The organism is Streptomyces sp. NPDC047130, assembly GCF_040643475.1.
In the GTDB taxonomy this organism is placed as follows: domain Bacteria; phylum Actinomycetota; class Actinomycetes; order Streptomycetales; family Streptomycetaceae; genus Streptomyces.
Map to the genome: position 1 here is coordinate 467,004 of NZ_JBEYUK010000002.1, position 12,936 is coordinate 479,939.

General features: G+C 72.8%; 13 protein-coding genes and 1 pseudogene. 5 read left to right on the forward strand and 9 right to left on the reverse strand.

Annotation, left to right across the window (positions count from 1 at the left end):
• Window positions 1–109: 109 nt before the first annotated feature.
• From ABZ836_RS04665 to ABZ836_RS04680, 4 genes are read right to left on the reverse strand one after another with little or no spacing between them, the layout of a single operon-like run.
• Window positions 110–1,069 carry an SCO2522 family protein gene (locus ABZ836_RS04665; protein ID WP_361139204.1) on the reverse strand — a complete coding sequence of 320 codons (960 nt, stop codon included), beginning with the start codon at window positions 1,067–1,069 and terminating at the stop codon, window positions 110–112.
• Window positions 1,066–1,983: an SCO2523 family variant P-loop protein gene (locus ABZ836_RS04670; RefSeq protein WP_356131470.1), complete on the reverse strand. Its 918-nt coding sequence runs from the start codon at window positions 1,981–1,983 to the stop codon at window positions 1,066–1,068. Before ABZ836_RS04670 ends, ABZ836_RS04665 begins: the two co-directional genes overlap by 4 nt.
• Window positions 1,984–1,986: 3 nt before the next feature.
• Window positions 1,987–3,837, reverse strand: a complete 1,851-nt coding sequence (locus ABZ836_RS04675) for an SCO2524 family protein (RefSeq protein ID WP_361139208.1) — start codon at window positions 3,835–3,837, stop codon at window positions 1,987–1,989.
• 52 nt (window positions 3,838–3,889) lie between these two features.
• Window positions 3,890–4,636: an SCO2525 family SAM-dependent methyltransferase gene (locus tag ABZ836_RS04680; RefSeq protein WP_356131474.1), complete on the reverse strand. Its 747-nt coding sequence runs from the start codon at window positions 4,634–4,636 to the stop codon at window positions 3,890–3,892.
• A gap of 202 nt (window positions 4,637–4,838) precedes the next feature.
• On the opposite strand from ABZ836_RS04680, the gene ABZ836_RS04685 reads away from it, so the two are divergent.
• Entirely contained in the window at window positions 4,839–5,348 is a 510-nt protein-coding gene (locus tag ABZ836_RS04685) for an N-acetyltransferase (RefSeq protein ID WP_361139212.1), read from the forward strand.
• A 40-nt stretch (window positions 5,349–5,388) separates the two neighbouring features.
• Here the strand turns inward: ABZ836_RS04685 and ABZ836_RS04690 are convergent, their stop codons facing one another.
• Window positions 5,389–5,835 carry a protein-tyrosine phosphatase family protein gene (locus tag ABZ836_RS04690; RefSeq protein WP_356131480.1) on the reverse strand — a complete coding sequence of 149 codons (447 nt, stop codon included), beginning with the start codon at window positions 5,833–5,835 and terminating at the stop codon, window positions 5,389–5,391.
• Window positions 5,836–5,914: 79 nt separating this feature from the next.
• Between ABZ836_RS04690 and ABZ836_RS04695 the strand changes: the two genes are divergently transcribed.
• Together ABZ836_RS04695 and ABZ836_RS04700 are read left to right on the forward strand one after the other, a co-directional pair.
• Window positions 5,915–6,475, forward strand: coding sequence for a SigE family RNA polymerase sigma factor (locus tag ABZ836_RS04695; RefSeq protein WP_361139216.1), 561 nt, complete (start codon window positions 5,915–5,917; stop codon window positions 6,473–6,475).
• Window positions 6,472–7,509 carry a hypothetical protein gene (locus tag ABZ836_RS04700; protein ID WP_361139219.1) on the forward strand — a complete coding sequence of 346 codons (1,038 nt, stop codon included), beginning with the start codon at window positions 6,472–6,474 and terminating at the stop codon, window positions 7,507–7,509. The genes ABZ836_RS04695 and ABZ836_RS04700 overlap by 4 nt, the downstream gene beginning before the upstream one ends.
• 20 nt (window positions 7,510–7,529) lie before the next feature.
• Here ABZ836_RS04700 and ABZ836_RS04705 read toward each other — a convergent pair whose 3' ends face one another.
• Together ABZ836_RS04705 and leuA are read right to left on the reverse strand one after the other, a co-directional pair.
• Window positions 7,530–8,180 carry a TerB family tellurite resistance protein gene (locus ABZ836_RS04705; protein ID WP_356131620.1) on the reverse strand — a complete coding sequence of 217 codons (651 nt, stop codon included), beginning with the start codon at window positions 8,178–8,180 and terminating at the stop codon, window positions 7,530–7,532.
• Between the two features lie 282 nt (window positions 8,181–8,462).
• Window positions 8,463–10,184 carry a 2-isopropylmalate synthase gene (gene leuA, locus ABZ836_RS04710; RefSeq protein ID WP_356131489.1) on the reverse strand — a complete coding sequence of 574 codons (1,722 nt, stop codon included), beginning with the start codon at window positions 10,182–10,184 and terminating at the stop codon, window positions 8,463–8,465.
• A gap of 347 nt (window positions 10,185–10,531) precedes the next feature.
• Between leuA and ABZ836_RS04715 the strand changes: the two genes are divergently transcribed.
• Both ABZ836_RS04715 and ABZ836_RS04720 read left to right on the forward strand, forming a co-directional pair.
• Window positions 10,532–11,596 (forward strand): M4 family metallopeptidase, encoded by a 1,065-nt coding sequence (locus ABZ836_RS04715; RefSeq protein ID WP_356131492.1) that lies wholly within the window; start codon window positions 10,532–10,534, stop codon window positions 11,594–11,596.
• A 40-nt stretch (window positions 11,597–11,636) separates the two neighbouring features.
• The gene (locus ABZ836_RS04720) at window positions 11,637–11,921 is read left to right on the forward strand and encodes a protealysin inhibitor emfourin (protein WP_356131494.1); all 285 of its coding nucleotides are present in this window, start codon (window positions 11,637–11,639) and stop codon (window positions 11,919–11,921) included.
• 340 nt (window positions 11,922–12,261) lie between these two features.
• On the opposite strand, the gene ABZ836_RS04725 is transcribed toward ABZ836_RS04720, so the two are convergent.
• Both ABZ836_RS04725 and ABZ836_RS04730 read right to left on the reverse strand, forming a co-directional pair.
• Window positions 12,262–12,615, reverse strand: a complete 354-nt coding sequence (locus ABZ836_RS04725) for a cytidine deaminase (RefSeq protein ID WP_356131497.1) — start codon at window positions 12,613–12,615, stop codon at window positions 12,262–12,264.
• A 43-nt stretch (window positions 12,616–12,658) separates the two neighbouring features.
• Window positions 12,659–12,805: pseudogene (locus ABZ836_RS04730) on the reverse strand (LD-carboxypeptidase); the annotation flags it as partial.
• Between the last annotated feature and the right edge of the window lie 131 nt (window positions 12,806–12,936).

A 12,936-nucleotide genomic window follows, 5' to 3' on the forward strand; every position in this document is an offset into this window, starting at 1 on the left:
GCCGCAGCCCGACCGGCCGCCGGACCCTGCCCCCGTGTCGGCGTCGCTTCCCGTTCCGGCGTCATCTCGGCACCCCCCTCCATGACCCTGCCCACGCCCCGGCCCCCTGTCACTGTCCGGCGTAGAAGACGTAGGAGATCCGGTCGGCGACCGACGCGGGCACGGCGACGCCCTCGCCCGCGGACCGGAGGGCGACCTGCTGGAGGGCGCCGGGGTCGACCTCGGTCTGGTCGAGGATCACCCGGACCGCGTGTTCCACGGGCAGGAAGCGGTTGGGCAGCACCGAGCACGTGCGGTAGGCGGCGAAGGGCGCGGCGCGGGGCTGGAGCCGCAGCAGCGGCGGCATCTCGTCCCAGTGCGCCGGGAACGGCCCCTCGTGCGGCCGGGGCGTGAGCACCGCCTCCCCCTCCTGGCGCAGCAGCCCGAGCCGGGCGAGCTGCCAGACGGCGGCGAGGAACGGGCAGGACCAGAGCTTGCCGCCGCCGGGACGCTCGCTCCACAGCTCGACGTCGAGGAACACGGAGTGCTGCCGGGCGGCGGTCTCCCGCGGCGCCTGCCAGGGGATCGCCTTCTTCATGGCCTGCGGGGCGCGCACGACCGGGCTGCGCTCGCCGTTGGCCAGCCAGCCGGTCTGGTCGGCGGGCGGGCGCGCGCCGTACGCGCCGGGCGGCGGGGACTCCACCAGCCGCCCGGCGACCGCTTCGGCCACCTGCGCGCCGTCGGCCTCCGCGCAGCCGGACTCGCGGGCCAGGTAGTCGACGGTCAGCCCGGCCCGCTCGGCCTCCTCCAGCAGCATCGGCACGACCTCGCAGGGGGTGGCGAAGCGGGTGAAGTAGTCGTCGATCAGGAAGCAGGTGGAGATGCGCGGGCGCCTGCCGGTCTCGGCGGCGACGCTCCCGCCGACCGCGGCGGCCCAGTGCGCGACCCGCGCGAAGTGGCTGCGCAGGCGCTCCGGGCCGGCCTCGAAGTCCTCCATGTAGAGATGGCCGAGTTCGAGCGAGAGGTGGGAGAGCGGCACCGCCTCGGTCCGCGGCTCGGCGGTGGTCTCGCGGAACACGGACTCCGTCATGGCCGCCCCCAGTAGGCGTCGTCGGTGAGGCGGCGGGCGATCTCCTCGAGCGCCTCCAGCGTCTCCTTGTTGGCGATCTGCTTGGCGAGCACGTCCTCCTCGGTGATGAGCTGCTCGCGCCACTGCAGGATCGGCTCGAGCGGCACGATGCCGAGGACGACGCTGTCGCCGATGCGGTGCTCGGAGGCGAGGCGGCGCAGCGCCTCGTCGCAGGCCTGCATCCAGGCGGCCTGCGCGGGGGTCACCTGGGACCACAGGGCGGACTCGGGGTCCGGCACGGCCGCCCGCACGAAGCGGATGTGGCCGCGCAGCGTCTCCTTGTCGTGCCCGTGTCCGTCGCCGCAGTCGAGGATGCCGTGGTCCTTGTGGACCAGGCCGGCGGCGGCGATCACGTGCTGCCGGGTCCAGCGGTGGAACACCAGCCAGCGGAACGGCACCTGGCGCATCCGGGGGTGCGCGGTGGCCGCGAGGACCATGTCCATGGCGTAGCTGCGGCCGGCGCTGAGGTCGACCACGATCAGGTCGAACTCGGTGTTGAGCCGCAGCAGCAGGTCGACGCAGCGTTCCAGGGTGTCCTCGTCGGTGGCGAACTCGCCGCCGCTGATGTTGCCGGGGTAGAGCACCAGCCTCCCGGCCTGGTTGGGCCGGTTGCGCAGCACGGGGTGCTCGGTCTGCCGCCACACGTCGATCCTGGCGGGCTCGTTGGTCTCGCCCTCCAGGTAGGAGTGCAGGCCGTTCTCCTGGATGCCGCGGATCGCGCCGGGCACGTCGAAGACCGCGGCGGCGGTGGGCGAGCCGAAGTCGAAGTCCACGTACGCCACGTGGTCGCCGAGCAGGGCGCGCTGGTAGGCCAGGTTGGCGCTGGTCACCGAGCGGCCGGTGCCTCCCTTGTCGGAGGCGGCGAAGACGAGCACGGCTCACACCTCCTGGGCGGCGGCGCCCCTGGCCTGGGCCAGCGTGTCGAGTTCCTGGAGCACGGGCAGGGCGAGCGCGAAGGCGGTGGCGGGCCGCTGCTCGACGAGTTCGCGGGCCCGGTCCAGGCGGGTCTCGATGGAGCGCATGGCCCGGCCGCGGCCCCCCTCGTCGGACGGGGCGGCCTCCAGCTGCTCCTTGCCGAAGAGGTGGGTGGCCTCGCTGAGGAGGTGGCGGGCGAGCTCGGCGAGGTCGGCGCTGCGGATGGGGTCCTGGTGGTAGAGCCCGCGGGCGGCGACCAGGCACTCCGTGACGCGCTCGGTCACCGACCAGGAGAGCCGCGAGGGGATCCCCTGGAGCTCCGGGTAGGCGCCCTTGATGTCGTCCCAGAGGCCGGTGCCCTCGCCGTCCTCGATGCGGCGGGCCCACAGGTGCTCGAAGATCTGCTCGGCGAGGCGCAGCAGCCGGTCCTGGCTGGCGATGTTGCGGGACAGCTCGGCGAGCTGCACGGTCCGCTTGAGCAGGTGGGCGGAGAAGTCGGTCATCCGCCACAGCAGCGGCGGCAGTCCGTTCTTGCCCGCCCCGGAGAGCGGCAGGGTCGCGCCGGGGCTGTGCAGGTGGACGTAGGGGTCGTCGAAGGTGAGCCGGCTGGTGACGCGGCCGCGTTCGGCGAGCCGCTCCATGATGGCGACGGTGCGGGTGAGGTCGTCGTCGGTGGCGCGGCGGCGCACCAGGTCGTGCACGAGGATGGCGGCGACGGTGAGCGAGTAGTACTCGGACTCGAGCTGGAGGCCGGTGGTCCGCCAGGGCAGGTCCTCCAGCGGCCAGCGGGTCTCGCCGAAGCGGGCGATGCCGGACCAGTACTGCTGGCTGATCTCCCATCGCAGGCGCAGCGCCTCGGCCAGCTTCTGCTGGTCGGGGTCGAGCAGGCCGAGGGTGAGGGTGCGGTCCGAGAAGAGGTCCTGGATGCCGTCGAGGGCGACGACGGTGAAGTACACGTACGGCAGGTTGTCGGCCACGCCGGGCGGCTGGCTCACCGGCGGCTCGGTCAGGTCGGTGATCTCCGGGGCGTCCCGGACGACGCTCCAGGCCCAGCCGCACTCGAAGAGCTGGTTGTCGTCGCGCAGCATCTCCTCGACGTCGATGCCGAGGACGAGGCTCTCGCCGATGGTCGCCCGCAGCGGCTTGAAGCGGCGGGAGAACTGCTGGATCACGGCGCGGTCGGACTGGCGGCCCTGCCCGATGAGCTGGATCAGCCGCTTGCCCTGGTCGGACTCGGGCTCGAAGACGTTGACGCTGAAGGACCGCAGCAGGCTGACCATGGCGGCGGTCAGCCGGGCGCGGGTGGCCTCCCTGAGGTCCTCCACGGCCTGGCGCACGTCGCTGCGGGCGGTGGTGTCCTCGTAGACCTTGAGGAAGCCGAGGGCGGCGAGGCAGAGCGTGATGGACATGGAGTAGGAGTCCACGACGCCCCACTGGCGCTGCTCCGGGGTGACCTGGTCCTCGGGCCTGCGGGGGCGGAAGTAGTGCCCGCCGGCGAAGGTGGGCTCGCCGTCGGGCCCGGTGTGCTTCTGCATGAACTCGCTGAGCACGGTGACGATGTTGGCCGGGATCTCCAGGCGGGTGCCGACGTGCTCCAGCGCGCGCAGGACGTCCCGTTCCGTGGTGTCGGGCTGGTCCAGGCGGAAGGAGGGGATCTCCGTCGCGGGGTAGAGCAGGCACAGCAGCCGCTCGGCGTCCGCGACGGAGCTGACTCCGCCGAGCTCTCCCCAGGCGAACTTGCCGCCGTCCTGGAACGAGTGGCGGGCGATGGCCCGCCACACGTCCAGCAGGTGCTGACGCGGTTTGATCTGCATTCCCCGTTACCCCTCGTCACAGATCAACCGGGCGGCCTCCCGCCCGGCTCGTTCAGTCGGTCCCGCGGAAGCCGAGGGCGAGCAGCATGCCCTCGTGGCCGTCGCGCAGGTTGAAGTCCAGCTCGTGGTACGTGACCTTCTGCGCCAGCGGGTCCAGGGCCTTGGCGACCTCCGGCTGGTCGACCTTGTAGGCCGGGTACTCGTAGGCGCCGACCTCGTAGCCCTCGGACTGGAGCATGAAGGCGGCGGCGAACGGCGCCCCCGGCTCGAGCACGCCCAGGAAGCGGTCGACCGCCGCCAGGAACTCCTCGCGTGAGTGGGACATGGACTCGGCGACGAAGAACATCGCGCCCACCCCCCAGCGCTCGGCCGTGTCCCCGAGTTCGAGCAGGTCGCCGGAGCGCGGCCGGGCCACCTCGCGGAACCGCTCGCGGCGCTCGCCGTGGACCGCCTTGTACTCGGGGTTGCCGGCGAGTTCCTCCCAGAAGGCGTCCCAGGCGGTGTCGAACCCGGGGGCGAGGGTCTGCCGGCGCAGGTAGTCGAGGTTCTTGGGCCCCTTCTCCAGGAGGGTGATCTCCGAGCACCAGGGCAGCATGCACAGCGCCGGGTACAGATTGGCGCCCGCGCCCACGTCGACCCCCTTCACCGGTCCGTGGCGACCGTCGCCGAAATGATCGGTGAAATGTTTGCCGACCAGGCGGACGATCTGCTGGTCGACGGCAAGTGGGGTGGCGTAGTTCCGCTTCACATAATCATCTGGGCAGAACTGGTCCCATGGTGCTTCAGAATTGAGGGCCATTTCTAGAAAATACCAACGCCGGACCCCGCCCGAACCATCAACGCCGGGTCAAGATAGCAAACTTCGCCGCACCCGCACCTCCCCACCCTCGGTCAACGCGCTTGCATGGAACGGGACTTGACGGGAAGGCTTCTCACACCCCCACCGGCGACAGCCAGCCTCGCGCGCATCGATTTCACCCGATCGAAGGTGGTGCGCCCGCATGACCGCATATACGGAGGCCCTTCCCTCCGCCCCGCCGGAGTTGGTCCTCCGCCGGGCGGAGGAAAAGGATCTTCCCGAACTCCGTCGTCTCGACCACGAGATCTTCGGCCGGTTCGCCTACCCTCCCTTTCTCCTCCGCCAGCTCTTCGATCTCTACCGGCGGTACTTCCTGGTCCTGGTCGACGGCTCCGGCCACCTGCACGGCTACGTGCTGGCCGGGACCGACGCGCTGGGCGAGGACTGCTGGATCCTCGGCCTGTGCGTCACCCAGGACCGCCGAGGGCGGGGGCTGGGCCGCGACCTGATGCACGAGATCCTGCTGATGCTGCGGGACGACGGGATCGGCGTGGTCCGCCTCACCGTGGAGCCCGCCAACAGCGCGGCCGTCCTCCTCTACCGGTCCCTCGGCTTCACCTGCGAGGAACCCGACGGCGGCCTGCGCCCGGACTACTTCGGCCCCGGCGAGGACCGCCTGGTGATGCGCCTGGACCTGGCACCCGTGCGCTGAACCGCCACGGCGACTCCCCCGCGCGGGCGGCGGCGCGGTCTCACGCCGGCGGCCCGAAGCTCCGCACGTACCGCCGCTGCCACGGCGTCTCCACCGCGCGGGGGTGGTAGTGGCGGCGGACCCAGGCCACCGCCCCGGCGGGCTCGACCCCGTCGAGGACGGCCAGGCAGGCCAGCGCCGTGCCGGTGCGCCCGCGCCCGCCGCCGCAGGCGATCTCCACCCGCCGGCCCGCCGCCAGCTCCCGGACCTCGGCCAGCACCGCCCGGGCCTCCTCCCGGTCGGCCGGCAGCCGGAAGTCCGGCCACCGCAACAGCCGCGCCTCCCACGGGACTTCGGGAGCCCGGCGGGCCTGCAGGTACAGCCCGAACTCCGGCTCCGGCCCCGGCGGCAGTCCGTCGCGCAGCCCGCGCCCCCGCACCAGCCGCCCGGACGGCAGCCGCACCACCCCGGGCCCGCCCTCGGGCCAGCTCTCCCACCCGTCGCTCATGCGCCCATCGAACCACGTCGACCGGCTCGGGCAACCTGATCGGACCACACCGCGGTCAGGAGGGGCGAGGAGGTCTTTGATGCAGACCGAACTGGAGGACCGGTTCCAGGAGTTCGTCCAGGCCCGGTGGCCCCATCTGGTGCGGACGGCATTCCTGCTGACCGGTGACCGGCACCTGGCCGAGGACCTGACGCAGACGGCCCTGGCCAAGGCGTACCGCTCCTGGCGACGGGTGCTGCGCGCCGACAGCCCGGAGGCGTACGTCCGGCGGATCCTGGTCAGCTGCAACAGCGACCGGTTCCGCAGGCGACGGGTGCCCGAGGCGCTGACCGCGTCGGTGCCGGAGCGCGCGTGCCAGGAGGACGAGGGCGAACGGGCCGACACCCGCCGGGCGTTGCTCGCGGCCCTGGCCGCGCTGCCGGCCCGGCAGCGGGCGGTGATCGTGCTCCGCTACTGGGAGGACCTGTCCGAGAGCGAGACGGCCGGAACGCTCGGCTGCTCGGTGGGCACGGTCAAGAGCCAGGCCGCCAAGGGCCTGGCCAAGCTGCGCGCCACCCCGGGGCTCGGCGAGGCGCTGGACCGGGCCACGGCCCGTACGACCACGGCGCCGGTGGGCGCCGGACACGGAGGGGAACGATGAACGAGCACGAGGTCCGCGGCGGCTCGACGCCGCCGCGGGACGAGGCGCTGCGCACGCTGCTGGCCGAGAACGCCGAGGGGGTGACGCCCGCCCCGGCACCCTACGAGACGATCCTGCGCCGCGGCCGGGTCGCCCGACGGCGCCGCACGACGGTGCTGGGGACCGCCCTCGCCGTCCTCACCGCCGCGCCGATCGGGGCGTACTGGCTGACCGCGCCCGCCGCCTCGGCGGACCGGGCGGCTCCGGCCGCCCCCACCACCACGGCCGAGGGCGCGGCGTCGGCACGGCCGATGATCCCCGCCCGCCCGGCCACCGAGCGGCAGTTGCTCGACGGGATCACCTTCGAGCAGGCGGCCGAGGGCCTCGACACCTGCCTGGCCGACCGGCAGCGCCAGGAGGACCGGCAGGACAGGCAGGACAGGCAGGAGTCGCGGACCGGAGAGACCGGGGAGACCGGGGAGACCGGGGAGACCGGCGGGACCGGCGGGACCGGGGAGGAAGGCGCCCGGGGCTTCACCCGCTTGGCGCTGCCGCCCGCCGGGGAGTTCCGGATCCTGCTCGCCATGCGGGCCACCGGGGACAGCAACTCCCCGGGCGACGGCTACTTCGTGGTCGCGGTGAACGACCCGGTGAAGACCGGGGAGCAGGTCCGCGTGATCTGCGGCGTCAAGGATTCCCGGTTCGCGAGCCTCGGGGTCAGCAGGGGCGCCGGCGAAGACCTTCCGGACGCCCGACCGGTCGCCCCGGACAGCAACTCGCTGAAGCTCTACAGCCAGTCGGTGATCGACAAGGGCAACTGGAAGCTGCCCTTCCGGTGGGGCGCCATCGGCACGGTGGAGCCCTCGGTCGCCAAGGTGACCGTCGAGTACGGCGGCGAGACCGAGGAGGCCGTGCTGGACGACGGCTGGTTCGTGGCGGCGGGCGAGCTCGACCGGCAGGTCACCCTCGCGCCGCACGTCAAGGGCTACGACGCCGCGGGCAAGCTGGTCTACGACTCCGACCACGACAAGGACCACGAACGGATGCTGCCGTAGGCGGAAGGCCTCGGCGGCGCTCAGGACGGCGTGCGGGCGGACTCCAGCAGGCGGGAGACGTCCTCGGCGGGGAGGGTGAGCGCCGCGCCCACCGTGGTGAGCACCTCGCGTTCGGCCGGATGGTAGGGGCCGTCCGCGAGGGCGATCCGCGCGGCCTGGAGGAGAATCGATTCGCGCCCGGCCGGGGCCAGGTGCGGGGCGAGCGGGACGAGCGCCTCGTGCAGTTCCAGGGCGATCCCGGCCTCGCAGGGGCGGCCCAGCCGGAGGGAGGAGGCCTCGTCCTCGATCACCCGGGCCAGCAGGGCGAGCTGGTCGGCGGTGCAGTCGTCGGAGCCGGCGGCCCGGGCGCCCTCGGCGGCCGTCTCCAGGGCCGTCCGCGACGCCGTGCCGCCGGCCACCAGCACGGCCAGGGCCACGGTGTGCACGGCGTCCCGCAGCAGCGCGGAGAACCGGGCGGTGGTGGGGTGGTCCAGGACCTCCGCGCCGAACCTCGTGCCGCAGGAGGCGCATTCGACGACCGGCCCGGTCTCGCCCCGGTCGAGCAGCGGGACGCCCAGCACGGTGAGCCTCGACCGGCCGCGCATCCGCTGGTAGTTGCGGTCGCCACCGCATCCGGGGCAGAAGAACTCGCCCTCACCGGCGTCCGTCCAGGTGGTGCGCAGACCCACCATCCGGGGTGCGCGCACGGGGCGCCGCCTGCTGTCTCGTCCGCTCCCTGGCAGCACGTCGCACCTCCGTACGGGTAAGCCGCGGCACCGTCGTCGCGCTCGGCGTGATGTTAGCCACACCACCGATGCCCCGTCAGCCCCCGGACGAGACCTTTCCGTGATCATCCGGGGCCAAGTGGCCGGAAAGGGCCGGGGCCCGCCCGCCGCCGGCCGGTGTCGGCGGGCGGTGGACGGGCCCCGGGCGGAGCGCTCGGACCGGAGCGGACGGACACGCCCGCCGGGAGGTCAGCGCGACGCGCGGTTGACGGCGGAGACGACCGCCTTCAGCGAGGCGCGCGTGGTGTTGGGGTCGATGCCCATGCCCCACAGCACCTTGTCCCCGACGGCGCACTCGATGTACGAGGCGGCCTGCGCGGAGGCGCCCTCGCTCATCGTGTGCTCCTGGTAGTCCAGCAGGCGTACGTCGATCCCGATGTTCTGCAGGGCGTCGAAGAAGGCCGAGATGGGACCGTTGCCGGTACCGGTCAGCACGGTCGGCTCACCGTCGACCGTGCAGCGCACGGCGAGGGTGTCGACGCCGTCCTGGTCGGTGGTGGACTGGCCGGTCTCGACCTGGATGCGGCCCCAGGCGTTCCGGGGGTTGGGCAGGTACTCGTCCTGGAAGATCGCCCAGATGTCCTTGGGCGTGACCTCGCCGCCGTCGGCGTCGGTCTTGGCCTGGATGATCTTCGAGAACTCGATCTGCATCCGGCGCGGCAGGTCCAGCTTGTGGTCGTTCTTCAGGACGTACGCCACACCGCCCTTGCCCGACTGGGAGTTGACCCGGATGACCGCCTCGTAGGAGCGGCCGACGTCCTTGGGGTCGATCGGCAGGTACGGGACCGCCCACTCCAGGTCGTCCACCGTGACGCCCTGGGCGGCCGCGTCGGCCTCCATGGCGTCGAAGCCCTTCTTGATGGCGTCCTGGTGGGAGCCGGAGAAGGACGTGTAGACCAGGTCGCCCACGTACGGGTGGCGCGGGTGGACCTCCATCTGGTTGCAGTACTCCCAGGTGCGGCGGATCTCGTCGATGTCCGAGAAGTCGATCTGCGGGTCGACGCCCTGGGAGAAGAGGTTCATGCCCAGGGTGACCAGGTCGACGTTGCCGGTGCGCTCGCCCTGGCCGAACAGGCAGCCCTCGACGCGGTCCGCGCCGGCCATCACGGCCAGTTCGGCGGCGGCGACGGCGGTGCCGCGGTCGTTGTGCGGGTGCGCGGACAGGCAGACGAACTCGCGGCGGGACAGGTTGCGGTGCATCCACTCGAACCGGTCCGCGTGCGTGGACGGCGTCGAACGCTCCACGGTGGCGGGCAGGTTGAGGATGATCTCGCGGTCCGGACCGGGCTGCCAGACGTCCATGACCGACTCGCAGACCTCCAGCGCGAAGTCCAGCTCGGTGTCGGTGAAGATCTCGGGGCTGTACTGGTAGCCGAACGAGGTCTCGGGGCCCAGCAGCTTCTCGGCGTACTCCATCACCAGCTGCGTGCCGTCGACGGCGATCTGCTTGATCTGGTCCCGGGAGCCGCGGAAGACGACCCGGCGGAAGACCGGCGCGGTGGCGTTGTACAGGTGGACGGTGGCCCGGCGGGCGCCCTTCAGGGACTCCACGGTGCGTTCGATCAGGTCCTCGCGGGCCTGCGTCAGCACCGAGATGGTGACGTCCTCGGGGATGGCGTCCTCGTCCTCGACGATGGAGCGGACGAAGTCGAAGTCGGTCTGGCCGGAGGCGGGGAACCCGACCTCGATCTCCTTGTAGCCCATGCGTACCAGCAGGTCGAACATGGCGCGCTTGCGGGCCGGCGACATCGGGTCGATCAGGGCCTGGTTGCCGTCGCGCAGGTCGGTGGAGAGCCAGCGGGGGGCGACGGTGACGCGCTGGTCGGGCCAGGTGCGGTCGGGGATGTCGACCTGCTCGTACCGGCCGTACTTGTGGATCGGCATCGAGGAGGGCTTCTGGCGGTTCACCATGGCGGATTCGGCTCCTTGGGTGTCCGGATGGACGGGAAGTCCTGGAGGACGGCCGACTGACGGCAGCAACGCCGGACACCGCGGGGAGGGGGTCGGCCTTGCGACTTACAGACCCTCGCCGCGGCAGCTAAGGAGGAGCAGCCCGTACCGCATGATGTGCCGCAGCCTAGCCGAGCCGCGCCACGATGCGCGCTCGCGTATCAGTATGCGGGACCCGTGGGAGCACATGGTCAAAAGGTGCCCGATACCACAAAAGAAGCGACACCCTCGATCACCAGCGGCTTTCTTGGATCACTTGTCGTCACCTCTAGTGACATTGCCATAACTCACCGCAATCATGGTGAGGTATGAGCACAAATCGGGTCTTCTGCACGATCATCCCCCCACACATCCTCGACACGCTCTCCCGAAGCGGTGACGAACTCCTCTCCGGGCCCGCCCGCCGCACCCGCGAGCGCGACTCCCTGGAGCGCACCCGCCGCCGGCTGACCGCGGTGGCCGGCGCCCGGGCGGTGGCCCGTCCGGAGGCCGCGGAGGCCGGCAAGCCGCAGCGCACGATCTACGACGCGGAGAACCGCGAGACCCTCCCCGGCACCAAGGTCCGCGCGGAGGGCCAGGAGCCGGGCCGGGACGCCAGCGTGAACCGCGCCTACGCGGGCCTCGGCGCCACCTTCGACCTCTTCCTGAAGGTGTACGGCCGCGACTCCATCGACGGCCGCGGGCTCCCGCTGGACGCCACGGTCCACTACGGCGAGCAGTACGACAACGCCTTCTGGAACGGCGAGCAGATGGTCTTCGGCGACGGCGACGGCGAGGTCTTCCTGGACTTCACCATCCCGGTCGACGTCATCGGCCACGAACTCACCCACGGCGTCACGCAGTACACGGCGAACCTCGAGTACTACGGCCAGTCCGGGGCGCTCAACGAGTCGGTCTCCGACGTGTTCGGCTCGCTGATCAAGCAGTACACGAAGGGCGAGACGGCCGCGGAGGCGGACTGGCTGGTGGGCGCGGGGCTGCTCGCGCCGCGGGTCACCGGCAAGGCGCTGCGCTCCATGAAGGAGCCGGGCACCGCGTACGACGACGACGTCCTCGGCAAGGACCCGCAGCCGGGGTCCATGGACGACTACGTCGACACCCGTCAGGACAACGGCGGCGTCCACATCAACTCCGGCATCCCCAACCGGGCGTTCTACCTGGCCGCCACGGCGCTGGGCGGTCACGCCTGGGAGAAGGCGGGGCTGATTTGGTACGACGTGCTGACCGGCGGCGCCCTCAAGGCGGACGCCGAGTTCGCCGACTTCGCCCGGCTCACGCTGAAGGCGGCGGCCACGCGGTTCGGCGAGGGCGCGGAGGCTCAGGCGGTGGAGAAGGCGTGGCAGGAGGTCGGGGTTCTGCGCCGGGAGGCGTGAGAACCGCGTGCGGGGGCGGCGGATGCGCTAGACAGGTGCCATGCGTATCGAGGTGACGCGGTCGGGTGGGTTCGCCGGGTTGGTCCGTCGGGCGGTCGTCGACACGGCGGACCTTCCGCCCGAGGAGGCACAGCGGTGGCAGGCGCTCGCCGAGGCGGCGCTGGCCGCGGGCGGGGGGCGGCCCCCCGGGGACTCCCCCGTCCGCGACGGCTTCCGCTACGAGATCGCGGTCGACGACCGCGTCCTGGAGGCCGACGAGCACGACCTCTCCCCCGCCGGCCGCGACCTCGCCACCCGCGTCCTCGCCGAGGGAACGCGGGCGTAGCCGCCCAGGCCGCCCAGTCCACGCCCGTGCCGCCCGGGCTCCGGCTCCGCCCCGGCGACGGGCCGGCTCAGGCTCCCGCTCAGGCGCGGGGACGGGCCGGCTCGGGGACAGGCCGGCTCGGGCTCCTTCTAGGGGACGGGCCGGCTCAGACGCCGGGACGGCTCGGGGGCGAGCCGGCGCGAGCGCGGGACGGCGCGAGCGCGGGACGGCGCGAGCGCGGGACGGCGCGAGCGCGGGACGGCGCGAGCGCGGGACGGCGCGAGCGCGGGACGGCTCGGGGCCAAAACGGCTCGAGGCCAAGTCGGCTTGAGGGCAGGCCGGCTCGGGCGTCGGCTCGGGCTCAGGCGGTGAGGGTCTCGCGGACGGCGCCGTCGAGGCCGGCGACCAGGACGGGCGTCCCCTCGCCGCCGAGGTCGCGGACGGCGGCGAGGTCCTCGGCCGGAAGGCCGGCGCCGGTCACCACGGCCGCCGCCTCGAGCGACTTCGCCCCGGAGGCGACGGCCATGGCCACCGCCGTCCGCAGCGCGCTCAGCCGCAGCGAGTCCAGGGCGACGGTGCCGGCCACGTAGGTCCTGCCGGTCTCGTCCCGCACGGCGGCCCCCTCCGGCACGCCGTTGCGGGCCCGCGCGGAGCGGGCCAGGGTCACGATCTTGCGGTCCTCGGGGTCGAGGTCGTGCGCGCTGCTGTCGGTCATGCCCCGAGCATACGGAGCCGCGGCTCCGCGCCGGCCGTGAGGCCAGCGTCTGGACGACCTCGCCCCGCCCCCCGGCGGCGTACGTGACCCGTGCCGCCGCCCCGTTGACCAGCGGCAGCCAGGGCCGTACGTGCCCGCACTCGACGTCGGCGACGATCGGCACCCCGAGCCCGCCCAGCGCGTCCAGCACCCCCACGACCACCTCGTGGCCGCGGTCCCGGACGACCTGGAGCGCGTACTCGAGGCGGGGCAGGAGCGGCTTCTGCACGCCGCTGGAGGGGGCGGTGACGCCGACGCGGTCGCCGGGCCGCAGGGGCGCGG